Below are 20,599 nucleotides of genomic sequence, written 5' to 3'. Positions count from 1 at the left end.
TGGCCACCTCGTTTCCTTGTTCTTTATGCTTAAACCCTGTTAATTTGGATACCCAACTCACTTGCTTTTTCCTTTGCCAACATGGTAATAATATCGCCCTCTTGCAAAGTTAACCTGCCGTCCTTTTGGCAGGTGATGAGGTCTGCTTCTGTAATGACTCGTTTTTTCTGCTGAGCTTTGATTATTGTTTTGGTCTTTTCCGGCACTAATTTTGGTTGTTCCGGTAAAATAAATGGATTATTCAATTCTATCTCAAATTCCGATAAGGTTCGGATATAATGTTCTAGTTTCATTCGGTATGCTTTCGGCTCTTTCCCACTCAATGGCTTCATACCGCTTTGCAGCATTACTACCTTTATTCCTTGAGAAAAGCAATGGCCAATCCACCTTGTTTCAAAGGAATCCTCCATGCAAAGTGCGGTTTTAGCCACCAATTCCCTACTAGGGAAAGGAAAAATAGTAAGGGATTCTTCCCACTGTTCTTTAAACGCCCTCTCCTGCTCTATTACTTGGCAGGCAGGGAAAAGTTCTTTTAGCTTTTGTATGTAATAATCGTTGTAGCGTAGTTTCGGTAGTACAAAAATCGCCTGATAATCACAGGGAACCGAAAGGGCGCCTAGCCTTGCAAAGTAATCTTCTTGCCAGCTCTCCGGTAAAATGAAGTAACAGGCTTTCTGCTTTGTTGGCGGAAGAAGGTGTTCTTCTTCCAACTGCTGGATTACCTTTAAAACCATTTGCTTGAGAAGCTCATGATCCAGCAAAGATTACAACCCCTTTCCGCATTAAAATATAGTATTAAATTGGATTATGAACCCGGCAATGGGTGCGGGTAAAACAAATATGGGGTAAACTTTACCCGCACTTGCCGGAACAATCAACTCGCTATTACTTAGAAGCTGCTGTAGGGATAATTTTTTCCGTATCGGAATGCGGACGCGGAATAACGTGGATGGAAACAACCTCGCCAACCTGTCTGGCGGCAGCAGCACCCGCATCTGTTGCGGCTTTTACTGCTCCAACGTCGCCACGAACCATCACGGTTACCAAACCGGAACCGATTTTTTCGTACCCAACCAAAGAAACGTTAGCGGCCTTTACCATGGCATCGGCAGCTTCAATCGCTCCTACCAGACCTTTGGTTTCAATCATGCCCAATGCATCTGAATTCATATGGATCCTCCTTTGTTATCATCCGGCAATTTTGCCGGCGCTTACTTTAAATGTATGGCTGTGTGCTCGATTTTGCTTCACCACCCAAAGCGCCCAACAGCTTTTTGCCCACCTCAATAGCCGAACGAACTGCCTGACGCACTGCGCCGGAATCGCCGGTAAAGGTGAGGATTACTTCGTTTGAATAGCTGGTGCCATGAGAGGGTGAGCTGTAGCTTACAATCTCAACGTTTGCGGCTTTTACGGCAACATCGGCCAAAACTGTGGCGATTGCCGCAGGACCGGCGCATACCATGCCAAATGCTCTGCCAAGCGGGGTGCCGAATGCTTTTTCAAGGCAGTAGCTGGCTCTTGCTGTATACTGGAATTCAAGGTGTCCGGCTTCGTTTCCATATACATCGCCAAAATACTTATCCAAACTGCCAAGTGCAATTTCTACCGCTCTTCTTGCGTCTGAAACATCATCCGCACCAATGTAAATTAAACTGCCGTGACCGGCGCCACCTTTGGTGTCTCTTGCAAGCTCAATGGAGATAACCTCCGTATTGGTTGCCTTTACGGCATCATCAACGGCCATAATCTGCGGGCCTGCACCCACTCTTCCGCCAATAATTCCGATGGAACGGTATTTGCCCAAATTCAGTTTTTCAACCAGCATTGGGTCTACACTTGCAATTACAAGACCAATCGTATCGCCAATTGCGGTACCAACATACTCCGTCACCCCCAAAGCTCCACAGCAGGCAGGAGTGGAATTTGCAGAAGCTTCCTCCGGCTTTTGCTTGAGCTCCTCAGCGACCTGATTAATCACTTTCTCAATTAATTGCTGATCCATTGTCTATCCTCCGTTTCTCTTAAATTTGCTATCCACCGATAACACAGTTTAACCCGTAGCTCTCTACAATCTTTTTTAGATGCGCAACGTCTTCTTCTGAAAGCGACAATTTCTCCTCCATTAAGTACTCTCTGCCCAACAGCTCATATTTATTTTCTCCATACGTATGGTAGGGCAGCAAATGGAGGGTTTTCACTTGATGCAGTGTGAGTACAAATTCGCAGATAGCGCCAATCCCTTCGGGGCTGGCATTTACTCCTGGAATGGTAGGCACTCGCACTACGGTCTCCGTCAGTTCTGAAATCCGCCTAGCATTCTTTAAAATAATTTCATTAGAAACTCCGGTAACCTTTTTATGTATTTCATTATTTAGCGATTTGATGTCAAGTAGAGCTAAATCGATAAAAGGAAATACAGTTTCAATCGCTTCGGCAGAAGCATATGCAGTAGTTTCAATGGCTGTATTCCACCCTTTTGCGTGGCAAGCCTTTAGCAGTTCAACTGCAAAACCGCTCTGCAGCAAGGGTTCCCCACCGGAAAGTGTAATTCCACCGCCAGATCTGCGATAATTAATCTCATCGCGCTTTAACTCCTGTATTACCTGCTCCACGGTCAGGCGCTGGCCTTTCATGGTCAGCGCACCGGCCGGGCACACATTTACGCATTCCCCGCAGGCAACGCATTTTGTGTGGTTTACTAGCTCTGTATTTTGGGGGTCTATCGCCCCAAATTTACAAGCCTTAATACATTTACCACAGTGTATACAAAGAGAGGCTTGGTACATTACTTCCGGCTTCGGGTTCTGCGATTCAGGATTGCAGCACCAAAGGCAAGACAGCGGGCAGCCTTTTAAAAATACGATTGTACGAATCCCCGGTCCGTCATGGATGGAGTATCGCTGCATATTGAACACGGTACCGGTGGCGCTATAATCGATTGGTGAAGGCATTCTCACAACTCCTTCGGTTTCTATTTCACTTGAGTGATGCTTTCCCGCGCAGCGCTTCTTTCAATAAACCCGACTGCTGCCGTTTAGAACGTATGCGCCGTGCGGTTGATGATGTCATCCTGTACTTCTTTTGCCAGAACAACAAACTGTGCACTGTACCCGGCTACACGAACAACAAGGTCCCTGTAAGAATCGGGGTCTTTCTGTGCGGCGAGCAAGGTTTCTTTATCAATAACGTTAAACTGTACGTGCATTCCCTTATGGTCAAAATAGCTTCTGACTACGGAAGCAAAGTTCTTCAGGCCGTTATCTCCTGCAACAGCGGAGGGCAGGAACTTCTGGTTGTACAGTGTGCCGTTAGAAGCAACAAAGTGATCGAGCTTCGCAACGGAATTAGCTGCGGCAGTCGGGCCCTTGGAGTCTTTGCCCGAACGGGGAGATACACCATCTGCCAAAGGCTGCTTTGCCAATCTGCCGTCCGGCAGAGCTGCAACATCTTTACCGAAGAGCACGTTAGCAGAAACCGGGTAAACACCCGCTTGGAACTGGCCACCACGGGGATTGCGGTACTTTTCTACTTCAAAGCAGTAAATCTGCGCGCACTTACGGGCAACCATATCTACGTTGTCATCGTCATTGCCGAAGCTCGGTGTAGCATCCAGCATGCGGCGAAGGTGATCGTATTTACCGGGGTCACCGGCGGACTCAGAGAAATCCATAGCAGAAATCTTCTTTTGAATATCTGCAAGATTAATGGAGCTGGAGTTGCCCAAAATCTTTTTCACTGCTTCGTATACCTTAAGCTCGGTTTCCTGACTGGCGTTGCCAGAGGGAGCATTTGCACAGGAAGCATTCACTGGGTATCCAAAGTTAGCGTCAAGAGCTTCTTTCAGCTGATCCATTGTAATGCTTTTCTCTTCAAAGACATGTTTCTGAATGGCATATACAGAGTCGCCAGTATCTGCCACGCCAAATGCCTGCGGACCGGTAAAGTTGTAAATTGCTCCACCCTCCTGCAAGGATTTGCCACGGCCGATGCAATCATCCACCAATGCGGAAAGGAACGGCAGCGGAGCTCTCTCTCGGTGAGCAATATCTACGCAGTTATCGGCTTCTGCTAAGTAATGGACAAAGTATTCCATTTGCTTTTTAAAAGCAGCAAAGAAATCGTCTATGCTCTTCCAGTTGGTCATTTCACCAGTAACCGGCCCTAGCTGCTTACCGCCAGCCTTGCCGTTATTGAGCGTAATCTCGAGCACCTTCGCAACATTAAAGAATGCAGCATCATGCCAGCCTTCTGTCTTATGCGGGCACTGAGGCTCTACGCAGCCAATAATGCAGTAATTTCTCGCGTCACGCAGGGTAACACCACGGTTTACCAGTGCGGGGATAATTACTTCATCGTTGTACATTGCAGGAACACCCATGCCAAGACGAGCAAGCTCGCACGCTCTGTACAAGAATTCATCTGGTGCGCCTTGCCAAACACGAATGGAGAAAGAAGGAGCAGGCAAACGAACGTGTGCACAGGCTTCCATTGCCATATAAGAAAGCTCATTGGTAGCATCGAGACCTTCTTCATTTTGGCCACCAACGCAGAGATTCTGGAATACAGCGTAGCCGGCAAATGCCTGAGCTGAAACTTCATCGCGTGTTTTATTCACGTCATTGAGTTTAATCCAGATGCAATCAATCAATTCTTGTGCGTATTCGGGGGTTATGTCTTTATCTGCCTTATAGAAAGGATACATGTATTGGTCAAAACGGCCGGGAGAAATGGAGTGGCCGCTCGATTCGATTTGCAACATCATCTGCACAAACCAGAACGCTTGGCAAGCCTCATAAAAATTGGAGGCGCCGTATTCCGGAACACGTTCACAGTTCTTTGCAATTTGCAAAAGCTCTGCTTTTCTGTTTGCATTTGCTTCGGTTGCTGCAAGCTCCCTAGCCTTTTCTGCGTAACGGTGGGCAAAACGGATTGCCGCATTGTACGAGATAATGACCGCTTTATAAAACTGCTCTTTACGCACATATTCCGGATCTGTGTGGTCAATTTTCTCCATGGCTTCTACTACTTCTGTAATAATGCCACGGAATCCGATTTGCATAACCTTACCGTAGTCAACACAAACGTGTCCTACACCACCGTAAAAATAGTTACCAACCGTAAATACGCCAGCTGAAATAGCGGCTTTGGTTTCTGGTGACATATACGAGTCTGCCAATGCACTGGTGGTTTTCCCCTCCCAGTATTGGAACGCTTCGTGTAGCTCGGCAGCAGTTTCCTTTGGAATTTGGAATGGATCGGCAATACGACTACCCATCGATTCAAATTCCTTCTCCACCCAATCAAAAGAGAACTCGGGGCAAATTTCAGTAGACCGGGGATTCTTTGTGATGGCACCGACAATGAGCTCATCATCCCGAATGGTAATTGGCAGCTGGTTAAAAATCTTCTCAACCGCCTTCGCTCTTCTGAGAATAACCGGAAGACCTTCTGTCTCTTTGAAAGACTCGGTGACAAGCATTGCTCTTTCTGACTCCACATAAGGTGTCGCGTCCAGAATCATTCTTTTCAGCTTCTCTACCCTTTGTGTGGGCTGTGAAAAACCTTTTGCTAACATTTTACAACCTCCCTTATAATCGTTGAATCACGCATAACGTGGATATTGATGCTGTTTTGTTTCGCTCTCATTATAAGGGATATTTCCTTCAGCACACTAACACAATCCAGACATAAAATTGTAAAATACAAACTAGAAATCGAGCACGTACAGAACTAATTTTGTTTTTTTATTGAAGAATAACAAAAAAGGGATAGCAGGCTTACTTTTGGCCTACTATCCCTTCATATTGTATTTTGTTTCTTGGTTACAAAACCCTAGCTTTAAAAGCTCGTAACTCCCATCGCCTTTAAAAAAGTACGTAAAATAGCCGGATGTGCCGGCCACGCCGGAGCGGTAATTAGATTGCCATCACGATACGCCTGATTTGCTTCCATTGGAAGATAAACGCCTCCTGCTGCTTCAATCTCCGGCTCTATTGCAGGGTATGCAGTCAATTGAAGCCCCGTTACCACCTTGGCGGCCGTTAGTATTTGTATTCCGTGGCAAATGGCAGCCACTGGTTTTCCGTGCTGAAAAAACTCCCTTACTATTGCAAGAACTCTTGCGTTCAAGCGCAGGTATTCCGGGCACCTGCCTCCAGTAAGATACAGCCCATCGTACTCAGCTACATTACAGGAATCAAAGCTGGCATTCAGTAAAAATCGATGCCCAGGCTTTTCTGTATAGCTTTGGTCACCCTCAAAATCATGAACGGCTGTTTTTATGTATTCTCCGGCTTTCTTTCCCGGTGTAACTGCATCCACTGTTACACCAAACGTTTGCAATATCTGAAAAGGAACCATAATTTCATAATCTTCAGTAAAATCGCCCGTTAGTAATAACACTTTGGTATTTCTCGACAAGTAAAACCGCTCCTTTCCGTTTAAATCTCCGGTGAATTTCAATCCTTCACAGGTAAAATTCAGACATTTTCATCACTTGCAGAGTTAGCATCCAAATAGGTGAGCAATTCCTCTATTCCATCACCTGTAAACGCACTTACATGAAATACCATTTTGCAACCAGCCAAACGCAGCCAGGCCTCCGCACGGTCTGGTCTGGCATTTTCCTGATCGATTTGAGTTACGATTCCAATGACCGGGCGTGTTGCACCCGCAGCTATATTGGGGCTAAAAAGAGAATAGTCCTCTGTAGCACTGAGCATTAAGGCAATCACATCTGCCTCATAAGAGTACAAAATGAGAGCTCTTGCAAGCTCCCGATTTTCAGCATATTCACCGGGAGTGTCTATCACTACGTCGTGTCGATTCACCGCCTGTGTTTTATGGTATTGTAATTTATGGCCTCGCAGTGCTTGAGTTAACGTTGTTTTGCCGCATTCTGCTCTACCAATTAAAATGATTCTTTTCAAAGTTAACACCTATGCCTTTGTCAAATTACACACGGTAAAGCCCATCACCGTTTCGGTATACTCCAGTACCGATTCCAATGCAACAATAACATCTGCCATTCTACCGGTTATTATTAGCGTTCCACTGAAGCGGTCAATAAAGCCGATTTCAATTGCCGATTTTTTCATGCAGATATCTGCTGCAATAATTGCGGTTTCACTCGGGGAAAGGGTAATAATCCCTACCGCCGCATGTTCATAATCCACCCTTGGGTCAAGCCCAAGCTTCTGATAAATAACGGGGTCAGGGCTGCATATTACGTGCGCCATGGTGATTTGTTTGCCAGGAACAATCTCCTGAACAATTCGTGTAAGGCCTTCGCCGCCCGGTGCTTTCAGTTCCTCCAGCTTCACGCCAGCTCCCCCTTATATGTAAATAAGCAAAAAAATGGCTGCAAGAATAGAAAGTTGCAGCCTTTTCTGATTTTCAGCGATTTTTACCGTCTGCTTCCGTTTCTTCTGTCTGATAAAAACACTGTGCACATTCTTTGCTCAGTTTTTTCTTCTCGCTCTCTTCCGCCTGCGGGTAATAGCAGTCAGGGCAATCCTCCGCCTGCTCCTTTTTTACTTCTTCGTCTGGCTGCTTGTAGAAATTCTCGAGCTCCAAGTACCGTAATTCTTCCAATTTTTGTGGTGACGCAGCTTCGTTTTTCATTTTATCTTTCATGAGAACGTCTCCTCCTTAATTGCGGACTTACCGTTACCTTATCATAACACTATTCGCTTGATTTCTGGTAACGAAATTCAGACTAAATTCATGTAAAATCAAGATATCTTACACCCTCAAAAGTTGCTTTATTCTAGCTTTCCTCATATCTTAAAGAATAATTATCTGTAAGCATTTATCTTGTTATCTCACGTACGTTTCATCTATTAAAAAGGCCGGAAAGAGGTTTCACACTCTTACCAGCCATTTTAATTAATGTATTATTTGTCGCCTTTGAATATGGAGAGGAAACTGCCCCACAAGCCTTTTATGCCTTTTAGGCGTTTTAGTGCCTTTACGGCATCATCATCGTCTCCAAGTTCAATTGCTTTATGATAATATTCCTTCGCCTTTTCCATATCCTTTTGAACACCCAAACCCTTTTCATAGAAAAGGCCGAGCTGGCAGCAGGATTGGGATTCACCTAGCTCCACAGCTTTACGATACCATTCCGCGGCCTTACCATAATCCCGCGGCACACCAAGTCCGTCCTCATATATCTGACCAATGCTGAACATTGCAGTCTCATCATTTCGCTCTGCTCCAAGCCGGAATAAACGCATAGCCTCAACGTAATCCTGTTCAACGCCTTCACCGTCTTTATAGCAGTCTGCCAAATTACCATAAGAAACGTCATTCTCTTTTTCTACCGCCTGCCGAAAGAGAGAAACTGCCTTTTCATAATCTTTTTCTATTCCATCACCATAGCGATACATGCGGCCAAGAGACACCAACGCACCAACGTGCCCTGCCTTAATCGCCCTATTAAAGAACTCAACTGCTTTTTTGCTATCCTTCTGTACATCTTTTCCATCTCGATAGCGGAATCCAAGAGCATTTAAAGCTAAACTATCATTTTGCTCGGCACCTTTGTTGTACCACTCCAAGGCTTTTTCAATATTCTTTTCGGTGCCGTAGCCATTTGCACAGCATGCGCCCATCCAATACAGCGCGCGAGGATGATTCTGTTCGGCAGCTTTTGAGAACCAGTAAAAAGCCTGGTCATTATCTTCCTCTACTCCATCACCGTAGTAGTAGCTGTTACCTAAATTAGACTGAGCACGGGGGTAACCCTGTTCCGCCGAAAGGCGATACAGCTCCACTGCCTTCGCTTCATCCTTTTCTACGCCAACACCGCTTGCATAGCACCAACCAAGGTCACACTGGGCTACGGCATGATTTTTATCAGCTGCGATTTGATAAAGCTCTACCGCTCGCTCCGGATTGCGCTCTACGCCCCAGCCATGTTCATAGCAAACACCCAAAAGATGCTGTGCTCGGGTAAAGCCTTGTTCCGCCGATTTGGCAAACCAATAAGCGGCTTTGTCATTATCTTCGTCTACAAAAATACCATGGTAGTAGAAAAAGCCTATATTGCACTGTGCACGCGCATTTCCCTGTTCTGCGGAAAGGCGGTACAGCTCCATTGCCTTTTCCTTATCTTCCTCAACGCCATCTCCAAGCTCATAGCAAAGGCCAAGGTCGCACTGCGCATCGGAGTCATTTTTGTCGGCTGCGATGCGGTAATAATCCACTGCCTTTGCTAGGTCTCTCTCCACACCGTAACCATATTCATAGCACACACCTAGCATACGCTGAGAGCGGGAATGGTCAAACTCGGCAGCTTTGCTATATAACTCAAATGCCTTTGCAGGATCTTTTTCCACAGAATAACCGTAGTAATACAAGTTTGCTAAAGAATAGAGTGCAGGCGGGTAATTTTGCTCGGCAGACTTTTCATATAGCTCTTTTGCAGCCTCAATATTTCGTTCTACACCGTAACCATTTTCATAGCATTCACCCAATAAATTCTGTGCGCGGGGGTAACCTTTTTCTGCCGCAAGAGAAAACAGTCGGAATGCTTCTGTGTTATCTTCTTCAATGCCAATACCAAGATAGTAGCATAAACCTAAATTGCATTGTGACGGAATATACCCTTGATTTGCAGACAGAGTATAGTATTCTACTGCCTTTGCTTTATCGACTTCTACATCAAATCCATTTTCGTAGAATTCACCAAGCAGGCACTGTGCACGGGGGAAGTTTTGCTCTGCTGCTTTATTAAACCAGACAAGAGACTGCTTTTTATCTTCTTCAACACCAATTCCATTTAAATAGCAGAACGCTAGATTGCACTGCGCAGGGGCGTATCCCTTTTCAGCGGAAGCGCGATACAATTCAACCGCTTTTTCCTTGTCTTCTTCTACACCGTTGCCATACTCGTATAAAACACCAAGTGCGCATTGAGCCTCCATGTATTCATTTTCAGAAGCAGAACGATACAACTCTGCTGCACGGACTTGGTCTTTCTCAACTCCATAACCGTTTTCATAGCAAATGCCAAGAAAATACTGCGCACGGGGGTAATTTCGCTCTGCCGCTTTGGCAAACCAGCGAACAGCCTCTTCATTATTCTCTTCCACTCCGGAGCCAACGTAATATAAGTAACCCAAGTTGCACTGGGCAGGAACATACCCTGCTTCTGCGGAAACACGGTACAGCTCTGCTGCCTTTTCTTTGTCCTCTTCAATACCAAAGCCATTCTCATAGCACAAGCCAAGCAGGCATTGAGCACGAATATTATTATTTTCTACCGCCATTTTAAACCAACGAACCGCTTCCACATTATCTTCTTCTACACCGGCTCCGGTATAATATAAGTAGCCCAAATTACATTGCGCGGGAGAATACTCTTGAGCTGCGGAAAGGCGATACAACTCAATTGCCTTTTCCATATTTTCTTCAGTACCCCAGCCATTTTCATAGCATTCACCCAAAAGGCACTGTGCCTGCGCGTACTCACTATCTGACGCTCTTGTGAACCACTCAAATGCTTTGTCTTCGTCAACCTCTACATTGATTCCATTTAGGTAAATCATACCCAAACGTGTTTGTGCAGGAAGATAATCGTCCTCAGCTGCAACCGCATACAATTTGAGTGCTTTCTCAATATCCACATCAACGCCATAGCCGTTTTCATAGCATTCTGCAAGCAAAAACTGTGCACGAGGGTACCCTTGCTCTGCGGATTTTTCAAACAGTTCCACAGCCTGGTAATTATCCTCTTCCACAGCGATGCCATGGTAATAGAAAAAGCCAAGATTGCATTGTGCCGGAGCGTACTCTAAATCTGCAGATATTTGGTAAAGCTCCAGTGCTTTTTCTTTATCTACTTCAACTCCAATGCCTACTTCGTAGCAAAGTGCTAAAGCACATTTTGCAGACGGTAAGCCTTCATCCGATGCTTCCGTGTAAAGCTCGAACGCTTTTTTTTCGTCTTTTTCTACGCCAATACCATTCTCATAGCAAGCGCCCATATAGTATATAGCAGAAATATCGCCTTGCTCTGCGGCTTTCTGGAACCAGTAAAAGGCTTTGCCGCCGTCTTTTTCAGCGCCGCTAACCCCTCTATAATAGCATTGAGCAAGCTGCATTCTTGCTTCTATGTCATCCTCTTCTTCCGCTCTAACAATCAGCTCCTGCAAGTCTTCCTGCTGTTGCTTCACAGTTGCTGCCGCACTACGAATCAAATTCGGATCTATAAATACGAATTCATACGGGTCCTTCGGCTCAGTTTCGCTGTTATGCTGTTGATTTTTCTCATCTTGCATAAAATAACTCCTTTTCTTTCTGGCTTTATTTTATTTTGAGTGGAATTTCTTCACAATTAAAAAAGTTCTGTTAACCACTCAATATACTTTTCTTAATAATTAGTATAGCATAATTGTCGCAATTTGTCATCAATAGAGTCATAAATTCACGGCCCAACGAAGTCGTTTGCCTTATTATGAGACTGTATATTTATTTCTTTCTTCCCAAATACAAAGCAGTGTAATTACTAAAACAATAAAAGGCACACGTAATCACAACGTGTGCCTTTCTTCTTAGATTATATACGAAAAGATATTAGGGCTGTACAACCGACTCTGCCAGACAACGCCCCTGGTAATACACAAATAATACCATTTCAATGCAAGAGCGAATCGCAAAATACAGTTCTGTATCAAAATCTTGCCTGAGGCTGTATTTTTGCTGTACGCGCTCGTGCATATGTTCATAAATTTCATCTGCGGTCATAGGAACTTCTATTTCAGGCACGAAGTCTATGCCCTTAAAATACTCCATGTGATCGCCCATGTAAAATAACAAATTCTGTTCATACTGAATATGCTCCGCTAACGTTCCACTGTAATTGGAGCTGTGAGCCAAACAGAAAAAGTCCGAATAGTAATGGCACAACACCCCTAGTTTTTTGGAAAGTCGGCGGTTTTCATCCTCCCACTCCAAGCGGCAGGTACGGCCTAATTTACGTTTGACCATATCTTTGCAATAACGCATGCGGTGTGGCCTGAGGAAAGAAAGAGAATGATCCGGGCAGGTATTTCCTTTTAAGAAACTCGCTTTGTTGAGCGGAACACCATATTTTGCAGAAACATATTCATATACAATCATCCCAATTAGTACATGATTCGGGCTATTCATCCCGGGGAATTCACTCCTTTTTTTATAAATCAGGAACACTGTCACTCACTATACCATATTTTTTTCAAAAGTAAAATATTTTTTTCGATATTCCAAAACTTACTTTACATAATTTTGATAAATAAGTTATTTTTTAGTCACACATTTCTTCCCTTGACTTCTTTTATGTTGCCGATATAATGGAATTAGATATAAAATCAGGGGGATAATTCATGCAAAAATCGCACATATTGCGCAAAGAACACCTAGAAATGCTTCCGAACTTCTTTTTCTCCATATTGGGAGGAATCATCTGCGCTGCAAACCTGAACACCATTATCGTTCCTCTTAAATTGTATAATGGTGGCTTTGTTGGTATTTCTCAAGTACTCTCTGACCTTGCTATTAATGTATTGCACCTGAATATTCCGCAAACCTTTAATCTGGCCGGCGTAATGATGTTAATATTGAATATTCCGCTGATGCTAGTTGCTTATCGTGAGATAAGCCGTACGTTCTTTTTAAAGACAGTGCTTACGGTAGCATCCCAGTCTATGGCGATGACCATTATTCCGGTGCCGACGACTCCGCTCATTGAAGATTACTTAACTGCCTGTATCTTGGGCGGTCTGATTGCCGGCTCTGGCATTGGCCTTACACTTCGATCGGGCGGTTCGGGCGGTGGAACTGACATTATTGGAGTTTATTTATCGAAAAAATACCCCAACATGAGTGTTGGCAAGCTTGGTATTTCCGTTAGCAGTATCGTATTCATATACTGCCTATTCCGTTTTGAAGTAGCAATAGTGGTATACTCCGTTATTTTTTCTGCCGCAACCTCTCTCGTGGTAGACAGAACCCATTACCAGAATATCAAATCGAGTGCTATGATTTTTACCAAGCACCCCGAGGTTGCAGACACAATCGTTCAGCTTCTGCACCGTGGTGTTACTTGCTGGCAGGGCTATGGTGCCTATACCCATGAGCAGTCGTATATTTTTATGACGGTGGTTTCTAAATTCGAGATTAATCGCATTAAACGTATTGTACGCGACATTGACCCCCAGGCCTTTATCATCATAAACGATAGGTTAGACATAAGCGGTAACTTTATCAAACGATTATAATGACTTTTCTGTAATTTCAAGTAAATAAACCGGCGGTTTCCCTTATTAATGAAAAGGAACCGCCGGTTTTTTATTATGATAGATTGAAATTTAAAAATAAAGGTCGATTGACTTTATTTATGAATCCAGCTCAGAAAGCAATCGATTTAATTCCTCGTAGAAGCGCCCGATATGTAAGCCATCTACAAACCTATGATTTAGCTCGATGGAAAGATTCAGCCGCTTGCGACCATTTTCCTCTTTATATTTTCCCCATGCAATACGTGGTACGGCATCATCGGGATTCATATTGCGCTCATTAGTTAAAGCCGTTAACTCAACCCAAGGCAAGCAGGTATAATAAATATAATCATTGGTGTCGTTATCCGTATCAATAAAGCAGTTTTGTGCCTTGCTGGTTTCTGTCGCTGTTCTGCAAAACTCTTCTAAGCTTCCCGTACAGGGAATGGTAACGATGTGGAACTGCTCGCTCCCCTTTTTTAAATCTGTAAAGCTTGGAATACGTTCCTCTAGAAGGTGCAGTTCGCCTTCTAACAACGTATAACGGAATGCCTTTACTGAATTTATTGCTTTGCTACATAGGTAAATAAAAGAATAGTAAAATGAAATATTGTGCTTCTTCACATAGTGATATAATTGTGTGACGTCCACAGTAAAAGTAACCATATAAAATGGATTTGACATTGCGGAAAAGAAATCGAACACTTCTTTTCGTTCCCAATCTTTTATCTCTACCTTCAATTTGTAATCCTCCTTATTCGCATTTATTATTGTGTATTATAACGCTGCTCTGTTCCTAATTTCAAACAATATTTTCTTTGCTCCTGTATTACATAAGAATCGATTGAATCAAAATAAAAAGACCCTCCCTAAAGCAAGCAACGAATTGCAATGCCTTAGGGAGGGCCTCTTCATTCTATAAAAGCAATAAATATGATATCACTGGGTACCAAAAATACGGTCTCCCGCATCGCCAAGACCAGGAATAATATAACCAGCTTCATCCAGACGGTCGTCGATATGAGCACAGTAAATCGGCACATCCGGGTGCGCCTTGCTCAGTGCTTCCACACCCTCGGGGGCTGCGATTACACACATAAACTTAATGCTTTTCGGATGACTGCGTTTGATAATGTTAATTGCATCTACAGCAGAGCCGCCTGTTGCCAGCATGGGGTCAAGTACAATTACATCGCGCTCGTTGGTATCGAGAGGAAGCTTGCTGTAATATTCTACCGGCTGCAAGGTCTCGTGGTCGCGGTATAAACCAATGTGGCCAACCTTTGCCGCAGGCACCATCTCCAGCACAGCATCTACCATACCGAGGCCAGCGCGCAAAATTGGTACAAAAGCTAGCTTACGGCCAGAAAGCACCTTTGTGGTAGCCGTAGCAACTGGGGTTTCTACCGTTGTTTCTTCCAAAGGAAGATCGCGTGTTGCCTCATAGCACATAAGCAGGGCAATTTCACCTACCAAACTGCGGAACTCCTTCGAGCCTGTGTTCTTATCTCTCAAAAAAGTCAGCTTATGCTGAATGAGAGGGTGTGTCATTTCAAATACCTGATGTTCCATCCAATTACTCCTTTATAGCTTTTCTCCGTCTTCAATTTCCTTTATCTGTGCAATTCTTCTAGCGTGGCGTCCGCCTTCAAACGGAGTCTCTAGAAAAATCTTTGCTAGCTTTACGGCCATTTCTTCATCGATTACACGGCCGCCCATGCACAAAATGTTGGCGTCGTTATGCCGGCGGGTTGCATCGGCGCAAAATTCATTGGTACAAACTGCTGCACGAATCCCCTTAACCTTATTCGCCGCAATTGAGATACCAATTCCGGTTCCACAGCACAAAATGCCTTTATCTGCTTTACCGTCAACAACATCGCAGGCAACCTTTGAAGCAAACGGTGCATAATCAACCGATTCCTCGCTGTAACAGCCATAATCGTGATACGGGATAGAGTTTTTTTCCAAATAATCCTTTACTGCTTCTTTCAGGCGGAATCCGCCATGATCAGCTCCCAGTACTACCATACTCAGCCCTCCTTTTGATTTTCCAGCCTTTTTTTAAGTTCCCGCTCTGCCTGAGGCAAGCGCAGGTATATGGGAAGCAGCTCGGAAGCCGTTACAGCTTCACCTCGCTGCCAAGCACCAAAAGCAGCTTTTCCCACACCGAATGCACGCTGGTATTGCGATGGCTCCGGCGGTAAAACAACGGCAAGCTCTTGAAACCCGTTCGTATTATAGCACAATTTTGCTCCATCTCCAACAAGAAATAAAGGCTGGCTATAATTTTTACATTCTTCTAAAAGGTCTTGTATCGATATTGCGCGGTCTGGTGTTATGCGCTTTATTTGATCTTTTTCCAATCGAAATACCGCATTATAAACTTGGTCGCGGCGTGCATCCATCACCGCGCACACGGTAGCCCCCGGCAAAGCGATATTATAGGCCATTGCCTCTAAGGCTGAAACACCAACACAAGGCTTGCCGCTGGCCATTGCCATGCCCTTTATGCTGGCAACTCCAATGCGCACACCGGTAAACGAGCCTGGCCCAGCCGCAACCGCAAATAAATCAATTTCATTTACCGAAACACCTACACAATCTAACACATTTTGCACCATTGGCATGAGTGTTTGGCTGTGCGTAAAGCTGGTATGAATAAAGAATTCTCCCAGCAGTTGGTCGTCCTCCAGCACTGCGGCCGACGCCGCGGTGGCGGTGGAGTCTATCGCAAGTATCTTCATAGCTCTAATCCCTCAATTCGGAAAATACGCTCCTGCTCCGTTTTTCCTGCGGCCAGTTCAATCGTGACTGCATCGGGAGGAAGAGCTCCTTCAATATTTTCACTCCACTCAATGACTAAAACCGCTTTTGTATCCAAATAATCAAAGAAACCGGTGGATTCTAAATCCTCCCAGCTTTCTACCCGGAACATATCAAAATGGTAGACCGTCAGGCGACCATGGTATTCATTTACAATAGAAAACGTAGGGCTGCTAATGCCCGACGTAATTCCAAGGCCAGCCGCCAATCCTCTTGTAAACGCTGTTTTTCCCATGCCCATTCCACCAAACAGCGCCAGTACTTCCCCACCCTTCAATTGTTGAGCTACTCGGCGGCCAAGCTCCTCTGTTTCTACGGGTGAGTCTGTAACAATCTGCAAAATAGAATCCTCCCTTAACGATTCCAAAGAGCTATACGAATACAGTATGTCCAAACAAAAATCAACTGCATCACGAATCGTACTCTTGGCTAAAAAACATTTACAAAGAATTATACCACAGATAAGATATGGATAAAAGTATTTGCTTGAACTTTCGACGCGTTCATTCTATAATAGATTTCGAGGTGAAATTATGTCGAGAGCTTTTGAATCATTTAAAATGTATTTTCGAAAAACGAACAAGCCATTGTGGCTGTTTATGATAACAATTTCTGTTTATGGGCTTCTCTTAGTAGCAAGCGTAACTCGTGCCTTTAGTGTAAACTACTTTAAAACTCAATTGGTTGCCGTATTATTAGGGTATGTTGCCGCCATCATTTTGACCCGTCTGAACTACCGGGAAATTTCTAATTACTGGTACCTAGTGGCGGGCTTTTGTATTTTCTTGATTGTTTACACACTGCTATTCGGTCATTCCGCCTCCGGTTCTTCCGGCGTAGATGCAAGGGCTTGGATTAAACTGCCGGGAGGAACCACGTTCCAGCCATCTGAATTAGCGAAAATCGGCTTTATGATTACCTTTCCAAAGCACCTTTCTGTTTTGGAAGAACGTGGGCTACTCCGTAACCCATTGTATGTGATTTCTTTAGGTGTACATGCTCTCATTCCCATGATGCTCACTCATATGCAAGGGGATGACGGTGCCGCTGTTATCTTTTTCTGCATGTTCCTCGCTATGTCTTTTGCCGCAGGAATACAGATTCGTTATTTTGCCCTCGTTTTTGGTTCCATGTTAATTGGTGCACCGCTGGCTTGGAAGTATGTTCTAGCAGATTACCAGAAAACGCGATTGATTAATATGATGAATCCCGAAGCCGACCCTCTTGGTGCAGGATTACAGCAGATTCAAGGTAAAATTTCGATTGGCTCTGGCCAGTTTTGGGGCCGTGGACTTTTTGAAGGCCCTCGTGTTGCTCGCAACAGTGTACCAATCCAACAAAGTGACTTTATTTTTTCTGTTGCAGGGGAAGAGTTAGGATTTATTGGAACTACCCTTATTCTTTTACTCATTCTATCACTGCTTATTACCGTCCTGTACTGTGCGAGAAGATCCAGCGATTCCTTAGGCACCTATGTTTGTTTTGGATTTTTTGGAATGATTGCATCCCAAGCTGTTTTTAACATTGGTATGTGCCTTAGTCTTTTGCCTGTTATGGGTGTTACACTTCCATTTTTCAGCGCGGGTGGTTCTTCAACTGCCTGCTTATACCTTGGTTTCGGACTCGTACAAAGTGTGTATATGTTCCAGCATGACTCAGATAAAGTACGATTGCGGCTATAAAATAAAAATGATAAGAAAAAGCCTGCCTCTAACACATGTTTAGGGCAGGCTTTTTTGTACTTGTTATTGTAGTCCCTCAAGATTAAATGATGGAATATACGTTTTTTTAGCAGAGGAGCGCTCCTGCACAAAGCCGTCCAATCCCAACTCTATTAAATAATCTTCTACTTTATGGAATTCTCGTGCGGTAATGGGGCGGTTTATTTCCGGGTACTGCTCTGCTTTACCGCAAGGGATGTACTGTGCCATTAAGCTTACTGGTACTCCATCGGGTAAATGCTCTTTCAGCCAACCAAGAACTGCGATAGACTCTCGTGTATTACTTGGCAGAATCAAGTGGCGAACCACAGTACCGCGAATGAGTATACCCTCTTCGTCAAACTGCGCTTTACCGGTCTGGCGAACCATCTCGAGTATTGCCTGTTTGGCATATTCGGGGTAGTTTGCTGCACCGGAATAGCGAAGAGCTGTTTCAGCATTTACATATTTTAAGTCCGGCAAGTAAACATCAATAAGACCCTCCAGTAGCTTGAGGGTTTCCAGCGTTTCATAGCCACTGCTGTTATACACCACCGGAACTGGGAGCTTTTTAAGCCTGAGTGCCTGTGCAATTGGTAAGGCGAACTGCGTGGGGCTTACCAGATTGATATTATGCGCGCCCTGTTCAACAAGGCTCTGAAAGACCTCGGCAAGCTCAGCAACGGTAAGCTCTTTCCCAACCTGTCGCAAACTGCTAATCTCGTAATTTTGGCAAAACACACAGCCTAGTGTGCAGCCGGTAAAAAACACCGTGCCAGATCCGTTGGTTCCACTGATGCAGGGTTCTTCCCAAAAATGAAGTGCTGCGCGTGCTACCACGGGGAGACTGCCCATGCGGCAGAAGCCATTCCCATTGGAAGGCTCCCTACGAACGCTACAGCGGCGGGGGCACAGCTCACATTCCTCAAGAATCAAGAGGCTGCGCCTCCTTCAGGCTCATCATCGCCACCATACCACCGCGGTTATCCCCCATCTGCCGGTGCGAAAAGAACAGCTCTGGGTGGCACTTGGTGCAAACCTCACCTACCGATATGTTCTCATCTGGAATGCCTGCCAAAACAAGAATACGCCGATTGCATTCCCACAAATCGAGTAGGTACTTGCCCTCACCTTGTTCCTCGAGCACTTCTTCGGGAACAATATCATCCAGTCTCATAACCTGCTCACGAACCGTTTCATCTACCTCATAGCAGCAAGGGCCAATGGAAGGGCCAATCGCCGCTATAATATCCTGCGAAGAGCAGCCGAACTGCCGGCACAGGGTTTCGGTCATTTTTTCACCGATGCGCTGTACCGTACCACGCCAGCCAGCATGTGCTAAAGCAATTACGTTCCTTGTGGGGTCAAAAAAATACAGCGGAACACAATCGGCATAGCTGGTAACAAGCGTGATTCCGGGAACATCGGTATACAAACCATCTACGCTTTCCATGTCACGTGGCTTTGTAATACCAACGCCTCTCTCAAGCTCAGTTACATAACGCAAAGTGGTGTGATGATCCTGCGCGGAAGCCACCAAACCATCAAATTCGTACCCCACTGCATGGCAAATGCGCCGGTAATTCTCAAGAATATTTTCCGGTGTATCTCCATTGCGAAAGTTCAGGCTTTCATAATTCCCTTCACTCACCCCACCCACCCGGGTAGAGAAAGAATGCAACAGCTGCGGGTATTGGTCCAAAGCTGGGAAGGTAATATATTTAACCCCGTCTGTTTCGTGCAGTTCCATTTGATTCAGCATACCGTGCTCCTCCTGTTGTATCACCACAAAAAAGTAGGTAATTTCACCCCCGCCTGCGGCGGGGGTGAAATGAATGCATATTGTTCTTGTGAGCGCTTTGCCTATTGATTCAGGACTCCTCCTGTATCTCTTGCAGCTCCGATACCTCTTCCCCGTTCTCGTCTGCTTCTTCTTGTACTTCCTCTTGGTAAGGTAAATTTCTCTTTTTTACAACGAGGCCGTCATACTTCAGCTTAAACTGGATGCGGCCAGTAAACCGATAATCGCAGTTTTCACAGTAAAAATCGGCACGGAAGCTTTTGTTGCGAACAAGCCAATCGTCGAGCTGTTTCGCTTTAAGCCCACAGCGGTCACAAAAAATATTCATGTCCGCATCTCGTACCAAAGGGTTATCCCAGTCTGACAAAATAACGGTTTTAAAGGTAAGCCGGGGGTAAAAATCGGGATCATCTGCATCCTGCACCATCGCTTCAAAGGCTTCCTTTTGGTACAAAATGCGAAAGCAATCCAACGAGAGAACGCTGTCGTTGAGTGCACGGTGATGCTCCGATTCTTCCTCATCGATTCCTAAAAGCTGAGCGCAGGAAGAAAGCCCCATCTGCATATTCCCAACGGTTGGCAGACGTGATTCGCAGTAGCGCTGCAAATCCACATATTTCTTTAAAAATGGAATGTGACCGTCGCCGCAGAAGTAACGGCAGTTCTCAATTAAAGCCAACAAATCGGAGGTACCCCACGTCATCAGCACTGCGTCGCCCGCCCATTTTTTAAAACGGCTGACCGCCTGCATATATAACATGCCGTCTACCAAATCCTCATTGCTTAACCGGGTAAGGCTGCGAATTTTTCCGCTGATTTTTTTGCCTACCTGAGGGCGAACAAATGCGTGAAAGGTATCTATTACCGTTAATGTTTCATCAACTTTAACGGCTCCAAATTCGATGATTTCATTGATATAGCCTTTCAGGCGGCGGCTATAAGTTCCATTCCATTCCAAATCCAGTATAATCAGCTTCATTGCTTCTCTGCGGGCGGATGTCAATCCA

The 20,599-nt window shown here is 44.9% G+C and carries 21 protein-coding genes; 2 read left to right on the top strand and 19 right to left on the bottom strand.

What is annotated here, in order from left to right; translation table 11 throughout:
• Positions 1-29: 29 nt before the first annotated feature.
• The 11 genes from E7L17_RS02940 to E7L17_RS02890 form a co-directional block, all read right to left on the bottom strand.
• Positions 30-761, bottom strand: a complete 732-nt coding sequence (locus E7L17_RS02940; RefSeq protein ID WP_316321774.1) for a hypothetical protein — start codon at positions 759-761, stop codon at positions 30-32.
• Between the two features lie 124 nt (positions 762-885).
• Positions 886-1,170, bottom strand: coding sequence for a BMC domain-containing protein (locus tag E7L17_RS02935; protein WP_085833554.1), 285 nt, complete (start codon positions 1,168-1,170; stop codon positions 886-888).
• A gap of 46 nt (positions 1,171-1,216) precedes the next feature.
• Positions 1,217-2,005 carry a propanediol utilization microcompartment protein PduB gene (gene pduB / locus E7L17_RS02930; RefSeq protein WP_316321773.1) on the bottom strand — a complete coding sequence of 263 codons (789 nt, stop codon included), beginning with the start codon at positions 2,003-2,005 and terminating at the stop codon, positions 1,217-1,219.
• A 28-nt stretch (positions 2,006-2,033) separates the two neighbouring features.
• Entirely contained in the window at positions 2,034-2,954 is a 921-nt protein-coding gene (locus E7L17_RS02925; RefSeq protein ID WP_316321772.1) for a glycyl-radical enzyme activating protein, read from the bottom strand.
• 83 nt (positions 2,955-3,037) lie between these two features.
• Complete coding sequence (locus E7L17_RS02920; protein WP_316321771.1) at positions 3,038-5,578, bottom strand: glycyl radical protein; 2,541 nt, start codon at positions 5,576-5,578, stop codon at positions 3,038-3,040.
• A 263-nt stretch (positions 5,579-5,841) separates the two neighbouring features.
• Entirely contained in the window at positions 5,842-6,423 is a 582-nt protein-coding gene (locus E7L17_RS02915) for a DJ-1/PfpI family protein (protein ID WP_316321770.1), read from the bottom strand.
• Positions 6,424-6,482: 59 nt separating this feature from the next.
• Positions 6,483-6,932: a EutP/PduV family microcompartment system protein gene (locus E7L17_RS02910; protein WP_316321769.1), complete on the bottom strand. Its 450-nt coding sequence runs from the start codon at positions 6,930-6,932 to the stop codon at positions 6,483-6,485.
• A 9-nt stretch (positions 6,933-6,941) separates the two neighbouring features.
• A complete protein-coding gene (locus E7L17_RS02905) occupies positions 6,942-7,325 on the bottom strand; it encodes a BMC domain-containing protein (protein WP_316321768.1) in 384 nt (127 codons plus the stop codon).
• 73 nt (positions 7,326-7,398) lie between these two features.
• Positions 7,399-7,638 (bottom strand): hypothetical protein, encoded by a 240-nt coding sequence (locus E7L17_RS02900; protein ID WP_316321767.1) that lies wholly within the window; start codon positions 7,636-7,638, stop codon positions 7,399-7,401.
• Between the two features lie 260 nt (positions 7,639-7,898).
• Positions 7,899-11,288, bottom strand: coding sequence for a tetratricopeptide repeat protein (locus tag E7L17_RS02895; RefSeq protein WP_316321766.1), 3,390 nt, complete (start codon positions 11,286-11,288; stop codon positions 7,899-7,901).
• A 295-nt stretch (positions 11,289-11,583) separates the two neighbouring features.
• Positions 11,584-12,159 carry a zinc dependent phospholipase C family protein gene (locus tag E7L17_RS02890; protein ID WP_316321765.1) on the bottom strand — a complete coding sequence of 192 codons (576 nt, stop codon included), beginning with the start codon at positions 12,157-12,159 and terminating at the stop codon, positions 11,584-11,586.
• Positions 12,160-12,371: 212 nt separating this feature from the next.
• Here E7L17_RS02890 and E7L17_RS02885 point away from each other — a divergent pair, with 212 nt between their 5' ends.
• Positions 12,372-13,265, top strand: a complete 894-nt coding sequence (locus E7L17_RS02885; protein ID WP_316321764.1) for a YitT family protein — start codon at positions 12,372-12,374, stop codon at positions 13,263-13,265.
• Positions 13,266-13,382: 117 nt separating this feature from the next.
• Here the strand turns inward: E7L17_RS02885 and E7L17_RS02880 are convergent, their stop codons facing one another.
• The 5 genes from E7L17_RS02880 to tsaE all read right to left on the bottom strand — a co-directional run bounded on the left by E7L17_RS02880 (position 13,383) and on the right by tsaE (position 16,431).
• Complete coding sequence (locus tag E7L17_RS02880) at positions 13,383-14,006, bottom strand: CatA-like O-acetyltransferase (protein WP_316321763.1); 624 nt, start codon at positions 14,004-14,006, stop codon at positions 13,383-13,385.
• 198 nt (positions 14,007-14,204) lie between these two features.
• The gene (upp, locus tag E7L17_RS02875) at positions 14,205-14,837 is read right to left on the bottom strand and encodes a uracil phosphoribosyltransferase (RefSeq protein ID WP_316321762.1); all 633 of its coding nucleotides are present in this window, start codon (positions 14,835-14,837) and stop codon (positions 14,205-14,207) included.
• A gap of 12 nt (positions 14,838-14,849) precedes the next feature.
• Positions 14,850-15,296 (bottom strand): ribose 5-phosphate isomerase B, encoded by a 447-nt coding sequence (rpiB, locus tag E7L17_RS02870; RefSeq protein WP_085833566.1) that lies wholly within the window; start codon positions 15,294-15,296, stop codon positions 14,850-14,852.
• Between the two features lie 2 nt (positions 15,297-15,298).
• Positions 15,299-16,012, bottom strand: a complete 714-nt coding sequence (gene tsaB / locus E7L17_RS02865) for a tRNA (adenosine(37)-N6)-threonylcarbamoyltransferase complex dimerization subunit type 1 TsaB (RefSeq protein WP_316321761.1) — start codon at positions 16,010-16,012, stop codon at positions 15,299-15,301.
• Positions 16,009-16,431, bottom strand: a complete 423-nt coding sequence (tsaE, locus tag E7L17_RS02860; RefSeq protein WP_316321760.1) for a tRNA (adenosine(37)-N6)-threonylcarbamoyltransferase complex ATPase subunit type 1 TsaE — start codon at positions 16,429-16,431, stop codon at positions 16,009-16,011. Before tsaE ends, tsaB begins: the two co-directional genes overlap by 4 nt.
• Positions 16,432-16,690: 259 nt before the next feature.
• Between tsaE and E7L17_RS02855 the strand changes: the two genes are divergently transcribed.
• Positions 16,691-17,773: an FtsW/RodA/SpoVE family cell cycle protein gene (locus tag E7L17_RS02855; protein WP_316321759.1), complete on the top strand. Its 1,083-nt coding sequence runs from the start codon at positions 16,691-16,693 to the stop codon at positions 17,771-17,773.
• A 63-nt stretch (positions 17,774-17,836) separates the two neighbouring features.
• Here the strand turns inward: E7L17_RS02855 and E7L17_RS02850 are convergent, their stop codons facing one another.
• The 3 genes from E7L17_RS02850 to E7L17_RS02840 form a co-directional block, all read right to left on the bottom strand.
• Entirely contained in the window at positions 17,837-18,727 is an 891-nt protein-coding gene (locus E7L17_RS02850; RefSeq protein WP_316321758.1) for a radical SAM protein, read from the bottom strand.
• Positions 18,717-19,553, bottom strand: a complete 837-nt coding sequence (gene pgeF, locus E7L17_RS02845; RefSeq protein ID WP_316321757.1) for a peptidoglycan editing factor PgeF — start codon at positions 19,551-19,553, stop codon at positions 18,717-18,719. The genes E7L17_RS02850 and pgeF overlap by 11 nt, the downstream gene beginning before the upstream one ends.
• Before the next feature lie 109 nt (positions 19,554-19,662).
• The gene (locus E7L17_RS02840) at positions 19,663-20,571 is read right to left on the bottom strand and encodes a 3'-5' exonuclease (protein ID WP_316321756.1); all 909 of its coding nucleotides are present in this window, start codon (positions 20,569-20,571) and stop codon (positions 19,663-19,665) included.
• Positions 20,572-20,599 lie beyond the last annotated feature (28 nt).

Source organism: Clostridium sp., assembly GCF_032576335.1.
Lineage (GTDB): Bacteria > Bacillota > Clostridia > Oscillospirales > Acutalibacteraceae > Faecalispora.
The sequence above is the reverse complement of the archived record's forward strand: the minus strand, read 5'-3'. Positions and strand labels throughout refer to the sequence as shown.

Coding starts and splice junctions, on each gene's coding strand:
- E7L17_RS02925 (WP_316321772.1), bottom strand. CDS start 2,954: ATGCCTTCACCAATCGATTATAGCGCCACCGGTACCGTGTTCAATATG.
- pduB (WP_316321773.1), bottom strand. CDS start 2,005: ATGGATCAGCAATTAATTGAGAAAGTGATTAATCAGGTCGCTGAGGAG.
- E7L17_RS02890 (WP_316321765.1), bottom strand. CDS start 12,159: ATGAATAGCCCGAATCATGTACTAATTGGGATGATTGTATATGAATAT.
- E7L17_RS02895 (WP_316321766.1), bottom strand. CDS start 11,288: ATGCAAGATGAGAAAAATCAACAGCATAACAGCGAAACTGAGCCGAAG.
- E7L17_RS02935 (WP_085833554.1), bottom strand. CDS start 1,170: ATGAATTCAGATGCATTGGGCATGATTGAAACCAAAGGTCTGGTAGGA.
- pgeF (WP_316321757.1), bottom strand. CDS start 19,553: ATGCTGAATCAAATGGAACTGCACGAAACAGACGGGGTTAAATATATT.
- upp (WP_316321762.1), bottom strand. CDS start 14,837: ATGGAACATCAGGTATTTGAAATGACACACCCTCTCATTCAGCATAAG.
- E7L17_RS02920 (WP_316321771.1), bottom strand. CDS start 5,578: ATGTTAGCAAAAGGTTTTTCACAGCCCACACAAAGGGTAGAGAAGCTG.
- E7L17_RS02885 (WP_316321764.1), top strand. CDS start 12,372: ATGCAAAAATCGCACATATTGCGCAAAGAACACCTAGAAATGCTTCCG.
- E7L17_RS02855 (WP_316321759.1), top strand. CDS start 16,691: ATGATAACAATTTCTGTTTATGGGCTTCTCTTAGTAGCAAGCGTAACT.
- E7L17_RS02840 (WP_316321756.1), bottom strand. CDS start 20,571: ATGAAGCTGATTATACTGGATTTGGAATGGAATGGAACTTATAGCCGC.
- tsaB (WP_316321761.1), bottom strand. CDS start 16,012: ATGAAGATACTTGCGATAGACTCCACCGCCACCGCGGCGTCGGCCGCA.
- rpiB (WP_085833566.1), bottom strand. CDS start 15,296: ATGGTAGTACTGGGAGCTGATCATGGCGGATTCCGCCTGAAAGAAGCA.
- E7L17_RS02900 (WP_316321767.1), bottom strand. CDS start 7,638: ATGAAAGATAAAATGAAAAACGAAGCTGCGTCACCACAAAAATTGGAA.